Raw genomic sequence first — 14722 nt, forward strand, 5'->3', positions numbered from 1 at the left:
TGCGGTTGATGAGAGTGGAAGTGCCCGAGCAGGACGAAAAGAGCAGTCCAGTGTGGGAAGGCAGGTGAGGGTTGGTAAGACGGTGCGTCGTGCAGGAAAGGCTTGCCTGATCGCAAAGGGATCCCGCATCCCTGCGGACTGGGCTCGCCATCCCTGGCTCGCACACTTTGCTCTTCAGCAGGCCTTACCTGCACGATTAGCGATAGTACGTGCTTACAGTGGAGGCACCATCGTGCAGGTGCACTGTATAAAAGACGATGGAGCTTTAGCTGGCTTTAAAGCTCCTCCCACACAGGCAGGTTGTGAACCTTTTTTCGATATGCGTGAAACAGTGCCATTGTCGCACCGAAGAACAGACCTGCGATCAGATTGGGTATCAGCGAATAGTTGTCGTCAGACACGCCCGGAAGAGAAGGCAATAAGAGCAGCAGTGGCATCATAAGCGTGTACATGCTGGCAAACACCACAAGATTGAGCCAGAAAGGAGTGAAACTCGGGGGTGGAAGATGGATATTCATTTTCCATAACAAACGATGTAATGGCGGAGCAGAGTTACTCGGCCATATTTTCTTCGCTGCCATCAGGGCTAAAGCCCGCGCTTTCCTGCGCTCGAAAATCTCGTTTTTCATCGTTTTATCATCCGTTACATCCCTGCTTAGCATTCGCTCTGGAGCGTAACTTAATCCTGTGGCTGTCTGATGACAGCGAGTGGCTGAATCGATGTTGTTTCAACAAGCATTACATCGCCCGCTTCAGCGGCAGCGGGGCCACCAGCACTTTCACGCCTAGCGCTTCAAACGCTTTTACCTGCGCAGTGCTGATGCCGCTGTCGGTGATCAGGTAGTGGATATTGCTCCAGTCACAGGGCAGCGCGAACATCGAAACCTTGTCGATTTTGCTGGAGTCAGCGACCACGTAAACCGTGCTGGCGGATTTGATCATCGCCAGCTTTACCTTGATGTCAGTTTCACTGGGGAAGCTCAGGCCCAGACGCGGTGAGATGCAGGCGGTCGCCAGGAAGAGTTTACCGGCCAGCACATTTTCGAAGAAGCTGGCCGCCTTTTCGCCGGAGGTTGAGAGCGTCGGAAATTTAAAGGTACCGCCGGTCAGCAGGATGTTGATCCCCGGCTCGCCGCCCAGTTTCAGGGCGATATTCACCGCGGTTGTCACGACCGACAGGCGGCGGATGTGGCTGATGGCATCGGTGATCGCGGTGGTCGTGGTGCCGGAATCGAAAATCACCGTGTCGCCATTTTCGATATGCTGCGCCGCCAGTCGGCCAATCGCCTCTTTCTCTTCCAGATGTGTCTGCCGCTCCAGCAGCATCGCCCCGGTATTCTGTTTGCCCGTCATCAGCGTCGCGCCACCATGGTAGCGCTGCACAAAACCCTGTTTTTGCAGCATGCGAAGGTCGCTGCGTAAGGTGGCTTCGGTCAGTCCAAAGGTCTCCGTCAAAGCTTTAACCGTGACCGTGCCATCCTCACGGATCATCTCCAGAATTTTCTCGCGGCGTTGCTGCATGTCAGCGAACTGCTCACTTTTGCTTTTCAATCGAAATGCTCCCTTTTCCAATAACCTGAGAAGTCGGGCGAACAAGGTCTTTGTGGCTGAGTTTAACGCGCCATTTTTATGAATGCGAGATAGCCTGATCTGCCTTTGGTTTTCGAACGAAAATATAAAATGTGCAGGTTATTGAATCTCTCACGCTTTCCGGATTGCAACCAGCTGCCTTTATTTCGGGACTGGAAGCCAGATCACGTCTTTTCAATCAGATAAGCCGCTTTGCAGGGCAGATGGTCGAAATTTGATCTGCTCCACACAACATTTCTTTTCGATAGCTTATATTTTTGTTCGAAAATGAGTGAGTCAACGGCATCGGCAAAAATCTGAGGGGAAGAGTGGGATGAGTGGTGAATATGACGTAAACCTGCGCTACGGCGTGGATACCGCAATGAATCTGGCCGGCAAAGTGGCCGTCGTGACCGGCGGGCTGGGCGGTATCGCGATGGCGACCAATGGCATGTTGCTGGAGAAGGGCGCGAGTCTGGCACTACTCTATCCGCCGTTTGAAGCAGAGAAGGTGGCCAGCCTGAGGGCAGATTTCCCCGTCGAGCGGGTGCAGTTTGTCTGCTGTGACGTTACCGATCCCGCGTCGGTTGAACAGGCTTTTGACGATGTGGTTTCCCACTATGGCCGGATCGATATCCTGGTGAACTGCGCAGGCTACGTGATGCTGCAGCCGGTGATCGAGACCGATTTTGCCGAGTGGCAGAAGCAAATTGCGGTGAATCTCACCGGGCCTTTTCTCTGCTCACAGGCCGCCGCACGGCTGATGATCCGTGCCGGTGCGGGCGGCAAAATTATTAATATCGCCTCCCAGGCGGCATCCATCGCTATCGACAACCATGTCGCCTACACCTCAGCCAAAGCGGGCCTGCTAGGCATGACCAAAGTGATGGCCAAAGAGTTTGCCCCGCATCGCATTAACGTTAACACCCTGTCGCCCACCGTGGTGCTGACGCCGATGGGCGAAAAGGCCTGGCGCGGCGAGAAGGGCGAGCAGATGAAGAAGCTGATTCCGCTCGGACGCTTTGCCTATACCGATGAGATCGCCGCTGCGGTGCTGTTTTTCGCCAGCAACGGCAGCGACATGATCACTGGCGCCGATTTGATGATTGATGGGGGCTTTACCATCTGGTAAGGCCAATCCAGCACCCGGGAATTCATACCCTGCCATAACGATAAGAGAGAACATCATGAAAAACCGTACCTTGCTGTGCACTGCCGTGGCTGCCTGTCTGGTTTCGCAGGCGGCGTTTGCCGCCGAAAAGGGCACCATTATGATTCTGGTTAACTCACTCGATAATCCCTACTACGCCTCCGAAGCCAAAGGCGCCAATCTCAAAGCGCAGGAGCTGGGTTACAAAACAACGGTGCTGTCGCACGGCGAAGATGTGAAAAAGCAGAGCGAACTGATCGACGCCGCTATCGGTAAAAAAGTGCAGGGTATCGTGCTGGATAACGCCGACTCCACCGCCAGCGTGGCGGCGATTAAAAAAGCCAAAGATGCCGGGATCCCGGTGGTGCTGATCAACCGCGAAATCCCGGTGGATGACGTGGCGCTGGCGCAGATCACCCACAACAACTTCCAGGCGGGTTCAGACGTTGCCAACGTCTTTGTTGAAAAGATGGGCGAAAAGGGCAAATACGCCGAACTCGCCTGTAACCTGGCGGATAACAACTGCGTGACACGCTCGAAATCGTTCCATCAGGTGCTGGATCAGTATCCTGATATGCAGAGCGTGGCACGGCAGGATGCCAAAGGCACGCTGATCGACGGCAAGCGCATTATGGACAGCATCCTGCAGGCGCATCCGGATGTGAAAGGGGTGATCTGCGGTAACGGCCCGGTGGCGCTGGGCGCCATTGCCGCGCTGAAGGCGGCCGGTCGCAATGATGTCATCGTGGTGGGGATTGATGGCAGCAACGACGAACGCGATGCAGTGAAAGCGGGCACGCTGAAAGCCACGGTCATGTTGCAGGCGCAGGCGATTGCCGCTGAAGGGGTGACCGATCTCGATAACTTCATTCAGAAGGGCGTGAAGCCGGAAAAACAGCGGGTGATGTTCCGCGGCATTCTGATTACCCCGGAAAACGCTAAAGGTGTACAGGACTTTAACTACAAGTCGTAATTAAACGCTGTCGCGCCTGCGAAAGCGGGCGCCAGGGAGAAGATGATGTCCCGAAGAGTCTGGCTGACGCTGGTGGTCTTGCTGTTAAGCGGCTGCAAAATTGTGTCGCAGCAGGAGCTGGCTGCCCTGAAAAATCCCCCCAATCCGAAAATGGCGAACATCGACCAGCTCTGGCAGCAGAAACTGGTGCCACAGGTTCAGGCAGAGGCTAAACCGCTGGCGACGCTGATGAAGTCGCTGCAGTCTGCTAAAGACTTCGACAGTGCCTGTCAGAGCTACGGCTATCGCAGTCAGGCTGAGAATCCCTGTGTCTTCAGCGTCTCGGTTAGCGGCGAGGTGACCGCCGTGAATACCACGTCACGGAGCGGGAAGATGACCGTGAAAGATGAATCAGGTGACAGTGTCACTATTCAGGTCGGGCCAATCATTCGTGGCACCGCTTTGCGGGATGTCTACAAAGGCGTGAGCTATCAGGACTTCAATGACCAGGTGCTGTTTGGTGATTACGGCAAGGCGATTAACCAGCACGCCTCCACTCTGATGCAGCAGTTTGCGCCGAAGGTGGGCGATAAAGTGAGGGTTTCCGGCGTGTTCAGCAGCTGGGACATTCCGCAGCAGCTGCCGGATATCACTCCGGCTGCGATCACCCGGCAATAAGGAGCGGCAGATGCAAAATCCTCAACCGCAACAGTCCGGCGACGTGATTATCGAAACGCGCAACGTGTCGCGTCTTTATCCCGGCGTTACCGCGCTCGATCAGGTCAGTTATCGGGTCTACCGCAATAAAGTTAACGTGCTGATCGGTGAGAACGGCGCCGGTAAGTCCACCATGATGAAGATGCTGGCGGGTGTAGAGACGCCGTCGTCGGGCGAGATTCTGCTGGATGGCAAGGTGGTGTCGCTGAACTCCACGCATCAGGCAGAGAAGCAGGGGATCAGCATCATTTTTCAGGAGCTGAATCTGTTTCCCAACATGAACGTGATGGACAACATCTTTATCGCCAATGAGTATTTCCAGCGCGGGGTGATCAATGAAAAGTATCAGTACGCACTGGCAAAGTCGCTGCTGGAGCGGCTGCAGCTGGATGTCGATCCTTACGCGCCGCTGGGTGAGCTGGGTATTGGTCATCAGCAGTTGGTGGAGATCGCCCGGGCGCTGTCGAAGGATACCCGGGTGCTGATTATGGATGAACCGACCAGCGCCCTGAGCCAGTCTGAAGTGAAAGTGCTGTTTAACGTCATCGATCAGCTTAAGCGACGCGGTGTCACCATTATCTACATCTCTCACCGGCTGGAAGAGCTGATGGAGATTGGCGATCACATCACCATTTTCCGCGATGGCCGTTTTATCAGTGAGCGCGAGGTACGGGACGCCAGCGTGCCGTGGATTATCGCCCAGATGGTGGGTGACAAGAAAAAGCAGTTCGACTATCAGCCTGCGCCACAGGGGGAAACGGTGCTGGAGGTAGAGGGCCTGACTGCGCTGCATCAGAACGGCGGTTACAAGCTTAATGAGGTCAGTTTTACGCTGCGCAAAGGCGAGGTGATCGGCATTTATGGTCTGCTGGGTGCCGGACGCACCGAGCTGTTCAAGGGGCTGATTGGCCTGATGCCCTGTCAGTCGGGCCGGGTACGTTTAGCGGGCAGGGATCTGGCGAAACGCAGCTTCCAGCAGCGGCTGAAAAGTGGCATAGCGCTGGTGCCCGAAGATCGCAAAGGCGAAGGGGTGATTGAACTGATGTCGGTCACCGCCAACATGACGCTCTCTGACTTCAGCCTGCGCGGTTTTCGACGTGCGCTGGGGCTGTTGAATCCTGCCAGGGAGCAGCAGCGGGTCAGTGAGATGATCGGCCATCTGGCGATTAAAGTCAGCGATCCCGACCTGCCGGTTACGGCGCTGAGCGGCGGTAATCAGCAGAAGGTGGTGCTGGGTAAAGCGCTGATGACCGGGCCGCAGGTGGTGCTGCTGGATGAGCCAACGCGCGGTATCGACGTGGGTGCCAAAACCGACGTCTATCACCTGATTGGCAGTCTGGCACAGCAGGGGCTGGCAGTGATGTTCTCCTCGTCTGAACTGGATGAGGTGATGGCGCTGGCGGACCGCATTTTAGTGATGGCCGATGGCCGGATTACTGCCGATCTGCCGCGCGCAGCGGCGACGCGAGAACATCTGATTGCGGCATCAACCCCGCAGGATTAAGAGCCTGACCCATCAGGCTATTTTATTTGTCCGTCTGAACCTGGGCAGTGGTCACACAGGCTGCTTTAGCAACCTGAACGCCCGTCAGGGCGGCCCTGAAGGGGCGAGCACAGCGAGTAATCCTGACGTACTGCGTGTACGTGCCGGTTGTTCCGCGCTGTCCGTGTCCAGACTGCCTGAAACCATTACGCCTGGCGGGCCAGGCTCTAAGCTGGCCGGAGAATTTCATGAACCAAAAATATCTGCTCTATATGTACCTGCTCAAGGCCCGCACCTTTATTGCGTTGCTGATTGTGGTCGGCTTTTTCAGCGTGATGGTGCCGAACTTTCTTACCCCCTCTAACCTGCTGATCATGACGCAGCACGTGGCGATTACCGGCCTGCTGGCCATTGGTATGACGCTGGTGATCCTGACCGGCGGTATCGATCTCTCGGTGGGTGCGGTCGCCGGGATCTGCGGCATGGTGGCGGGCGCACTGCTCACCAATGGCATCCCGTTGTGGGGCGGCAATACGCTGTTTCTCAACGTGCCTGAAGTGATTCTGGTGGTGGCCATCTTTGGCGTGCTGGTAGGACTGATTAACGGCACGGTGATCACCCAACTGGGCGTCGCACCCTTTATCTGCACCCTGGGCATGATGTATGTGGCGCGCGGTGCGGCGTTGCTGTTCAACGACGGCGGTACCTACGCCAACCTGGTGGGAGTGCCCGCGCTGGGCAACACCGGCTTTTCGCTGCTCGGCTCCGGCACCGTACTGGGCGTTTATCTGCCAATCTGGCTGATGCTCGGCTTTTTACTGCTCGGCCTCTACCTGACGCGCAAAACCCCGCTGGGTCGTTACATCTACGCCATTGGCGGCAATGAGTCCGCCGCGCGACTGGCGGGTGTGCCGATTATCAAGGTGAAAGTCTTTGTCTACGCCTTTTCCGGCCTATGCGCGGGGCTTGTCGGGCTGGTGGTGGCCTCTCAGTTGCAGACTGCGCACCCGATGACCGGCAACATGTTTGAGATGGATGCCATTGGTGCCACCGTGCTGGGCGGCACGGCGCTGGCAGGTGGACGTGGCCGGGTTTCCGGCTCGATTATTGGCGCTTTCGTTATCGTCTTCCTGGCGGATGGCATGGTGATGATGGGCGTCAGCGATTTCTGGCAGATGGTGATCAAAGGTCTGGTGATTGTGACTGCGGTAGTCATCGACCAGTTCCAGCAACGTCTGCAAAGCAAAGTGGTGCTGCTGCGTCGCCATGAAAAAAAGCAGCAGGCAGCCCCCCTTACTGATATTCGTCACAGTTAACAGGAGCGATTATGAGCCGCGAACAACGTGGAAAAACAGTGGTGATAACCGGTGCCTGTCGTGGCATCGGGGCCGGGATCGCGGCGCGTTTCGCCCGCGACGGGGCCAGGCTGGTGATGGTGTCGAATGCTGACCGGGTGTTCGCTACAGCCGACCAGCTTCAGCAGCAGTATGGCAGTGAGATTCTGGCGCTGCAGGTCGATATCACGGATGAAGCTGCGGTTCAGCAGCTCTATCAGCAGGCCTTTGAACGCTTTGGTCAGATCGACGTCTCGATACAGAATGCGGGTGTGATCACCATCGACCGCTTCGACACCATGCCGAAAAGCGACTTTGAGCGGATTCTGGCGGTTAACACCACCGGCGTCTGGCTTTGCTGCCGTGAAGCGGCGAAATATATGGTGCAGCAGCGCAGTGGCAGCCTGATCAACACCTCATCGGGGCAGGGACGACAGGGCTTTATTTACACGCCGCACTACGCCGCCAGCAAAATGGGGGTGATAGGCATTACCCAGAGTCTGGCGCTGGAACTGGCGCCGTGGAACATTACGGTCAACGCTTTTTGCCCTGGCATCATTGAGAGTGAGATGTGGGACTACAACGATCGCGTCTGGGGCGAGATCCTCAGCAGCGAGGAGAAAACCTACGGTAAAGGGGAGCTGATGGCGGAGTGGGTGAAAAACATTCCGCTGAAGCGTGCCGGTCAGCCGGAAGATGTCGCCGGACTGGTGGCGTTTCTGGCATCAGAGGATGCGCGCTACATCACCGGGCAGACAATCAATGTGGATGGCGGGCTGATCTTCTCCTGATGCGGTGAGAGATCGCAGGCCTGCTGTAAACGCAGGCCTTTTTCTGACCCGGACTTTTCTGTTATATGCACAATTCGCCGCTGCTGTCCTGCATCGCCGTCACAATATGTTAAGGTAATAGCTGATGATTTTTCTTTAATTGCAGCTACGAACTAATCAATGTGCCGGGTGACATGATACGGAAAACAGGGGTTCTCTCTTTGATTGCGCTGTCGCTGACTGCCACGCAGAGCGCCCGCGCCTTCCAGACTGAAACAGCGGTGTCAGAGACGCCATTCGACAATCCTGCGCGCTACAGTCAGTCGCTGCCGACGCTCGGCGGTGCCAGCGATCAGGATGAAGAGTGGAGCAAAAAGCTGGCGGCCGTGGCCAAAAGTATCGGTGAAGCGAGTAACAACAGCGACAGCAATGTCACGTTTGGTCAGCAGGCGGGCGTCTGGGCGTTCAATCATCTGCGCGATGAAGTGGCCGATCGGGTTGAGAGCGAAGGGCAGTCACTGCTTTCCCCTTACGGCACCGCGCAGCTGGATCTGAAAGTCGACATGAACGGAAACTTTACCGGCACCGGCGGCGATCTCTTCAGCGCACTGGCCGACGAAAACAGCCGGCTCACCTTCAGCCAGCTTGGTCTGCACGATACCGGCGATGGCCTGGTTGGCAATGCAGGACTGGGGCAACGCTGGGATGCCGGTGACTGGCTGCTGGGTTACAACGGCTTTGTTGACCGCGTGTTCAGCAGCGGCCTGCAGCGCGCCTCTGTGGGTACGGAAGCGTGGAGCGATTCAATGCGCTTCTCGGCCAACTACTATCAGCCGCTTTCCGGCTGGAAAAATCTGGGCGATTCGCAGCAGCAGCGCATGGCGCGCGGCTACGATATTACCAGCCAGAGCTATCTGCCCTTTTATCGTCAGCTGGGCGTTTCGGTGAGCTATCAGCAATATCTGGGTGAGAATGTCGATCTGTTTAACAGCGGCAACCGCTATCACAATCCCTCCGCCATGTCGTTTGGCCTCTCTTACACTCCCGTGCCGCTGGTGACGCTGTCCGCTACCCATAAAACCAGCAGCGCCGGTGAGAGTCAGGATCAGCTGGGGCTGAAACTCAACTATCGCTTTGGCGTGGCGCTGCGACGTCAGCTCGATGCCGGAAACGTTGCGGAGGCGCACTCCCTGCGCGGCAGCCGTTACGATACCGTCACCCGCAGTGATACGCCGGTGCTCGCTTTCCGTCAGCGCAAAACGCTGTCCGTGTTTCTGGCCACACCGCCCTGGCAGTTAAGCAGTGGCGAGAGTCTGCCGCTGAAGCTGCAGGTGCGCGCCAGCAATGCTATCAAGGCGGTAAGCTGGCAGGGCGATACGCAGGCGCTGAGCCTGACACCTCCGGCCAATAACGCCGATCCGCAGGGCTGGAGTGTGATCTTACCGCAGTGGGATCCGTCGCCAGACGCCAGCAACGAATATCGCCTGTCGGTAACGCTGGAGGACAGCAAGCAGCAGCGTGTGACCTCTAACTGGATCACCCTGAAAATTCAGCCACCGATGACCGTGGACGAGGCCCCGCAGAACGATCGTTATGATTTGATGGCACCCGGCGGCACCACACTTTAGTTGGGATGCTTTACTGCACAGAAAGGATTGGGGGGAGTGAATAGCGGCGGTGGTGTGCAGACGCTGTTGTTAACGTCTGCAGGCCCGACAGCGGTTACTGGCAGAGATAAGTTGTCGGGTTGACGAAGGCGCGGGTGCGGCAGAGTGACATCACGATTGATCCTGAAATGAGAGCGGGAACCACTGGGTGAAAGCAGGAACGACGCTGCGCTGCGGGCAGGGTATTGATATTAAGAAGGCGCGGGCAGCGCCGCCATTTAGCACAGCGGCCCGGTTATCAGTTAACCATGCTCATCACAATACGCACCGCTCTGGCGTAGACTTCTCGCTGACCGTTTACCGACCGTGCCTGCTGATGCTGCAGGAATGCAATTATGTCCTGTAAGCCTGCCGTCTTGCCTGACTTCAGCAGGCTCGACACGGCCTGCCCTACAACGGCATGGACGTCAGCCATATCTGCCGGTTTATCGGTACTCAATTGAAACTCCAGCGCAACCGTTCTGTTGAATAGCACCTGAAGAGGCAACACTCAGGCGATTCAGCTTTATCAGCCTGGTCACAGGTTTTTTTATAAGCCAGCATCATGGCAGGGCCTTAAGCAGCTTTTCACGCAGCGTTGCCACCTGGGTTGTCAGCTCACCGAGTTCACTACAGGCGGTATCCATCACCGAGATCATATCAGCCGGGACGCCAGCCGCCGCGACTTTAAGCTGGTGGCCCTGTTCTGTCAGGGAGATCAGCACCCGGCGCTCATCATTTCCCGTGTCACGCTGGCGGCAGATAATGCCCGCGCTTTCAAGCCGCTTCAGAAGCTGGCTGAGCGTGCCGGAATCAAGCCGGACGCGTGCACCAATATCAGAGACGGTCAGGCGATCTTTCTCCCACAGCACCAGCAGCACCAGATATTGCGGATAGGTCAGACCCAGCGGTTTTAACCGCGACTGATAGAGCTTTGTCATGGCAAGTGAGGCGGAATAGAGCGCAAAGCAGAGAAACTGGTCGATGGTTTCAGGCGCTGCACTGGCGGGAGGCGTATCGGAGATCCCCGCGGGTTCGTCATTCATATCTTTACTCATTCTGAGTCCGGGGTGGGACAGCCAGACCCCAGGCTATTGGTCAGCCGTGAAGTCTCGCGAATAGTATCTCGGGGAGATGTTGATTTCGGCAGCATCTCTTTCTGGTGTAAGACACCAGACTTTTAAGCGCTATCGCAGCGGGAGAAAAAGCCTTTAGCTGCGCCGCCGATTGAAAGTCGGCACAGTATTGAGTCAAATTAAATTGAAGTCAACATAACCGGTCGCAACCCTTGCGCACAACGTGCGCCGGGTGCAACGCAGCTAAGATCGGCAGGACAATTTCAGCATTTAACCCAGGCTGAAGCCGCCCGCCGATACGGCTTATACGGTGAAGGTCTCTACCATACCGCGCAGGTCGCGCGCCTGGGCCAGCAGTGACTGCGATGCAGAAGAGGACTCTTCCACCAGCGCGGCGTTATTCTGCGTGACGCCATCCATCTGACTCACCGCAATACTGACCTGGGAGATGCCCTGCATCTGTTCACCGGAGGAGAGGGAGAGGTTGTCCATAGCATCGGCGAGTTCACCGACGCGGCTGACAATCTTCAGGATGCGCTCACCCGTTCCGGCCGCTACGGTCACGCCATCCTCGACCTGCGTCACGGCCTGCTCAATCAGCTGCTTAATGTCGCGTGCTGCGGTGGCGCTGCGCTGGGCCAGCGAGCGGACTTCACCCGCGACCACGGCAAATCCGCGGCCCTCTTCACCGGCGCGCGCGGCTTCGACGGCGGCGTTGAGCGCCAGAATATTGGTCTGGAAAGCGATGCCTTCAATCACCGAGGTAATATCGCGCACCCGAACGGCACTCAGTGAAATGTCATGCATGGTTTCGGACAGGCGCTGGACATCTGCTTCGCCCGCCTGGGCCAGGGTGGCGGCCTCGCGCGCTGAACCGGCAGTCTGCTGCGCGCCCGCGGCGTTGCTTTTTACCGTGGCGGTGAGTTGCTCCATGCTGGCGGCCGTTTCCTGCAGCGCAGCAGCCTGCTGCTCGGTACGGGATGAAAGCTCGGTATTGCCCTGCGAAATCTCATCGGCCGCCAGCGCCACCGAGGCGGATGCCCCTTTGATCTGCGTAACCAGTTCACGCAGGTTGGTCTGCATGCCGCTGAGCGAGGCAAGCAGGCTGGTGCTGTCGCCACGGCGCAGCGTGACCGGCGAGGTGAGATCACCGGCGGCAATCGCAGCAGCCAGCGTCTGAGCCTGCACCGGTTCGCCGCCCAGCTGGCGCATCAGTATCCGCACAATAAACGCGCAGGTGACGACGGCAGCCAGCACGGAGAGCACCGCCAGGATGATCAGTATCCAGGTGGTGCGGGCGATAGCGATGCCGTTATCCACTACCGCATCCCGGCTGCTGCGCATCTCAAGCTCGGTCAGATCGTTTATCGCCTTCAGCAGGCTCTGCTGAGCCGGACGCGCCACCTTTAACAGATAGTCGGTGACCTCCTGCTGACGATTTTCCATCCCCAGTTTCCCGGCGGTCATCAGCGTGGAGAGAGCGGCTTCTTCAGTGGACTCGATTCTGCTCATCGCCTCCCGTCCTGCCTGTCCGGGGTCGGTCTGCATCATGCCTGAGAGTACTTCGCGGTTGCTGATGTAGAGCGCGCGCTGTTTTTGCAGACGTTCCCATTCTGGCTTCATGGCAACGGGATCGGTCAGCAGAGCAAGGTTACGCACCGCGATTGCCATATCCCGCACGCCACCGCGCATATCCAGCACCGTCTGGTACTTTTTCAAACGGACATTAACCACCTCGTCCATACCATCGCGAGCGCTATCCAGGGCGTGAATCGCGGTGCCGGTACAGATAATAAACAGCAGAATAAGCAAGCCAAAACCTGCGCTAAGGCGCGTTGAAATTTTCATCTCTCGTTCCGAAAGAGTTCATTGGGTAAACCGGTATCGGCAGGCGAGAGAACTTCTGGAGAGTTACGTTTAACTAAATTGTTCGCTATTTAATTTAACGAAATTAAAAACTGCACGTATACCCACCTCGTTATGCCACAAAAATCGTAACGGAATTGATAACGAAAACCCGGCCAATATCCTGATAAATCGCTTTTTATCGTCTGGCGAGTGTGCGCCTTTTCGCGCTGTTCAGCGGCGCGATACGCCAGCAGCGTAACCGGTTAAAAACACCGGAATGCACAAATTTAACCGGACGGGCCTGTTAATCTGGCCGCTGCTGCCGATAGAACACTATTCGACATTGATGACGTAACCGACACGCATCGGGCTTCGCAAAACGTCTGCCTCACTGCCGTAAGGCGGGTGAGAACGTGCAAATGCGATGAGTAAAAATAGCGGAGGGGTGATAATTGTCGGCAGCTTAGCAGGCATTGTATGAGAAGTACGCCCCGGTTTTTTACTGAAAATTAAAACAAAACTCTGACACTTTCCATCACCGGGAACTAACGCATGCGCCTGAAACTTTTCTGGCTCGCAATGCTGAATATTGCGACCATCATTTTACTCTCGACGCTGTGGGAATTCGGGCTCGAGGCGTGGATCTCCAGCCTGCTGGGCCTGAGCTATGATCCCGATTTTGAAACCAGCGAGCGGCTGCGGTTTATCCTGACCTCCACCTCGTTTGCCGGACTGGCAATGATTATTCCGGCGCTGCTTATTGCGGGTCTGATCCGCAACACGCTGCGTGCGGAAAAAAATGCCCTCAGGCTGGCCGGAACTGATGCGCTGACGGGGGTCATGAACCGCCGATCGTTCACTGCACACATTGCTGCGCTTGATGCCGACGGGACGTCTTACACACTGACGCTGCTCGACATCAATGACTTTAAGAATATCAATGATCTGAACGGTCATCGTCAGGGCGACGCCACGCTGGTCGCGCTGGCCAATCTGTTGACCACCTCGGCGGGTACCGGGAGTCAGGTGTTTCGCATCGGCGGGGATGAATTTGCCATTGTTGCCCAGGCTTCACAGGCAGATCAGGCGCTGGCCGCCGCCGAAAGCTTCTGCCAGCATGCGGCATCCATCCGGACCGGTCCGCACACCTTCCTGAGCCTTTCAGCAGGCATCGCCAGCTCATCCTGCACGGGTCAGGCCGATGTCGTGCGGGCGGCGGATCTGGCGCTGTACGAGGCGAAGCAGGATAAGTGCGCCTGTCTGGCACGATTCTCCCCGGACATGGAGCTGCGCTTTCGCCAGCGGGAAAGGCTGGAGCAGGAGGTTGTTGCCGCTGTAAGCGGTCACGCCATCGTTCCCTTTCTGCAGCCGCTGGTTTCACTGCGCACCGGTAACATTACCGGCTTTGAGATACTGGCGCGCTGGATCACTGCGTCCGGTCAGACGGTTTCACCTGCAGAGTTTCTGCCAGTGGTGGAGCGGCTGGGGTTGATGGACAGCATGACCGTGGCGCTGCTGCAGGATGCTGTCAGTGCAACCCGGGCATGGCCAGCCGGGCTCTGCCTGTCGCTGAACATTACCCCGGAGCAGTTGCTGAGACCGTCGCTGACCAGCTGTTTGTCCAGCATTATGCAGCATGCCGGGCCGGTAATGCTGGAACTTGAAATCACCGAACAGAATGTCATGGCCATTTCTGACGATGCCCGCCAGGCGATCCGTCTGCTGAAAGAGGCCGGTATCGGAGTGGTGCTGGATGATTTTGGCACCGGCTACTCCAACCTGTCGGTTTTGCTGGGGCTGGGTATTACCAAAATCAAAATTGACCAGACGTTTATCGCCGGAATCGTGACCGGATCTGAGCAGCGAAAAGTGGTGGAAACGCTGCTGGCACTCTGTCAGGGGCTTAATGTGATCATTACTGCAGAGGGCATTGAGGATGTCGCCACGCTGAGGTGGCTGAGAAAGCGCGGCTGTGATTACGGTCAGGGCTATCTCTTCAGCCGTCCGGTTCCTGCCGGGCAGGCCACCACGTTGCTGGCGTCCGCTAACGTGGAGGAATTGATGCAGGAAGAGGCGATGGCCGTTAGCTTAGTCAGGTCGCTGGGCTGAAAGCGCGCAACACTCTCTGTGGCCGGGATTAAAACAATAAACGGGCCCGGCGGTCAGAGCCGGGCCCG

13 protein-coding genes are annotated in these 14722 nt (G+C 57.0%); 8 read left to right on the top strand and 5 right to left on the bottom strand.

Translation table 11 applies throughout. The annotated features are described in order from the left end of the window. Positions 1 to 275: 275 nt before the first annotated feature. Both ACMGGP_RS07110 and ACMGGP_RS07115 read right to left on the bottom strand, forming a co-directional pair. The gene (locus tag ACMGGP_RS07110) at positions 276 to 629 is read right to left on the bottom strand and encodes a DUF6404 family protein (RefSeq protein WP_422457923.1); all 354 of its coding nucleotides are present in this window, start codon (positions 627 to 629) and stop codon (positions 276 to 278) included. 109 nt (positions 630 to 738) lie between these two features. Next, positions 739 to 1551 (bottom strand): DeoR/GlpR family DNA-binding transcription regulator, encoded by an 813-nt coding sequence (locus tag ACMGGP_RS07115; protein ID WP_010245789.1) that lies wholly within the window; start codon positions 1549 to 1551, stop codon positions 739 to 741. Between the two features lie 352 nt (positions 1552 to 1903). On the opposite strand from ACMGGP_RS07115, the gene ACMGGP_RS07120 reads away from it, so the two are divergent. The 7 genes from ACMGGP_RS07120 to ACMGGP_RS07150 all read left to right on the top strand — a co-directional run bounded on the left by ACMGGP_RS07120 (position 1904) and on the right by ACMGGP_RS07150 (position 9603). Then, positions 1904 to 2701, top strand: a complete 798-nt coding sequence (locus ACMGGP_RS07120; protein WP_010245786.1) for a GolD/DthD family dehydrogenase — start codon at positions 1904 to 1906, stop codon at positions 2699 to 2701. 55 nt (positions 2702 to 2756) lie between these two features. Further along, a complete protein-coding gene (locus tag ACMGGP_RS07125; protein WP_010670004.1) occupies positions 2757 to 3692 on the top strand; it encodes a D-ribose ABC transporter substrate-binding protein in 936 nt (311 codons plus the stop codon). A gap of 42 nt (positions 3693 to 3734) precedes the next feature. Beyond that, positions 3735 to 4349, top strand: coding sequence for a DUF2291 family protein (locus tag ACMGGP_RS07130; RefSeq protein WP_498798307.1), 615 nt, complete (start codon positions 3735 to 3737; stop codon positions 4347 to 4349). A gap of 10 nt (positions 4350 to 4359) precedes the next feature. Continuing rightward, entirely contained in the window at positions 4360 to 5892 is a 1533-nt protein-coding gene (locus ACMGGP_RS07135; protein WP_061901497.1) for a sugar ABC transporter ATP-binding protein, read from the top strand. A 227-nt stretch (positions 5893 to 6119) separates the two neighbouring features. Further along, positions 6120 to 7187, top strand: a complete 1068-nt coding sequence (locus ACMGGP_RS07140; RefSeq protein ID WP_498798308.1) for an ABC transporter permease — start codon at positions 6120 to 6122, stop codon at positions 7185 to 7187. 11 nt (positions 7188 to 7198) lie between these two features. Then, on the top strand, positions 7199 to 7996 hold the full coding sequence (locus ACMGGP_RS07145; protein ID WP_010245769.1) for an SDR family oxidoreductase: 798 nt from the start codon (positions 7199 to 7201) through the stop codon (positions 7994 to 7996). A 173-nt stretch (positions 7997 to 8169) separates the two neighbouring features. Continuing rightward, a complete protein-coding gene (locus ACMGGP_RS07150; protein WP_171820329.1) occupies positions 8170 to 9603 on the top strand; it encodes a YchO/YchP family invasin in 1434 nt (477 codons plus the stop codon). Positions 9604 to 9880: 277 nt separating this feature from the next. Here ACMGGP_RS07150 and ACMGGP_RS07155 read toward each other — a convergent pair whose 3' ends face one another. The 3 genes from ACMGGP_RS07155 to ACMGGP_RS07165 form a co-directional block, all read right to left on the bottom strand. Next, complete coding sequence (locus ACMGGP_RS07155) at positions 9881 to 10081, bottom strand: hypothetical protein (RefSeq protein ID WP_194709459.1); 201 nt, start codon at positions 10079 to 10081, stop codon at positions 9881 to 9883. A gap of 103 nt (positions 10082 to 10184) precedes the next feature. Beyond that, positions 10185 to 10667 carry a MarR family transcriptional regulator gene (locus tag ACMGGP_RS07160; protein ID WP_050442343.1) on the bottom strand — a complete coding sequence of 161 codons (483 nt, stop codon included), beginning with the start codon at positions 10665 to 10667 and terminating at the stop codon, positions 10185 to 10187. A 333-nt stretch (positions 10668 to 11000) separates the two neighbouring features. Next, the gene (locus ACMGGP_RS07165) at positions 11001 to 12545 is read right to left on the bottom strand and encodes a methyl-accepting chemotaxis protein (protein ID WP_033771601.1); all 1545 of its coding nucleotides are present in this window, start codon (positions 12543 to 12545) and stop codon (positions 11001 to 11003) included. A 552-nt stretch (positions 12546 to 13097) separates the two neighbouring features. Here ACMGGP_RS07165 and ACMGGP_RS07170 point away from each other — a divergent pair. Continuing rightward, a complete protein-coding gene (locus ACMGGP_RS07170; protein WP_111533736.1) occupies positions 13098 to 14654 on the top strand; it encodes a putative bifunctional diguanylate cyclase/phosphodiesterase in 1557 nt (518 codons plus the stop codon). The last annotated feature ends 68 nt before the right edge of the window (positions 14655 to 14722 follow it).

The sequence above is a fragment of the Curtobacterium sp. BNK-1 genome (assembly GCF_048685235.1).
Taxonomy (GTDB): Bacteria; Pseudomonadota; Gammaproteobacteria; order Enterobacterales; family Enterobacteriaceae; genus Pantoea; species Pantoea agglomerans.

Bases quoted from the DNA above. Each gene is read 5' to 3' on its own strand.
- ACMGGP_RS07135 (WP_061901497.1), top strand. From the start codon at position 4,360: ATGCAAAATCCTCAACCGCAACAGTCCGGCGACGTGATTATCGAAACG.
- ACMGGP_RS07125 (WP_010670004.1), top strand. From the start codon at position 2,757: ATGAAAAACCGTACCTTGCTGTGCACTGCCGTGGCTGCCTGTCTGGTT.
- ACMGGP_RS07150 (WP_171820329.1), top strand. From the start codon at position 8,170: ATGATACGGAAAACAGGGGTTCTCTCTTTGATTGCGCTGTCGCTGACT.
- ACMGGP_RS07160 (WP_050442343.1), bottom strand. From the start codon at position 10,667: ATGAATGACGAACCCGCGGGGATCTCCGATACGCCTCCCGCCAGTGCA.
- ACMGGP_RS07165 (WP_033771601.1), bottom strand. From the start codon at position 12,545: ATGAAAATTTCAACGCGCCTTAGCGCAGGTTTTGGCTTGCTTATTCTG.
- ACMGGP_RS07110 (WP_422457923.1), bottom strand. From the start codon at position 629: ATGAAAAACGAGATTTTCGAGCGCAGGAAAGCGCGGGCTTTAGCCCTG.
- ACMGGP_RS07145 (WP_010245769.1), top strand. From the start codon at position 7,199: ATGAGCCGCGAACAACGTGGAAAAACAGTGGTGATAACCGGTGCCTGT.
- ACMGGP_RS07140 (WP_498798308.1), top strand. From the start codon at position 6,120: ATGAACCAAAAATATCTGCTCTATATGTACCTGCTCAAGGCCCGCACC.
- ACMGGP_RS07130 (WP_498798307.1), top strand. From the start codon at position 3,735: ATGATGTCCCGAAGAGTCTGGCTGACGCTGGTGGTCTTGCTGTTAAGC.
- ACMGGP_RS07120 (WP_010245786.1), top strand. From the start codon at position 1,904: ATGAGTGGTGAATATGACGTAAACCTGCGCTACGGCGTGGATACCGCA.
- ACMGGP_RS07170 (WP_111533736.1), top strand. From the start codon at position 13,098: ATGCGCCTGAAACTTTTCTGGCTCGCAATGCTGAATATTGCGACCATC.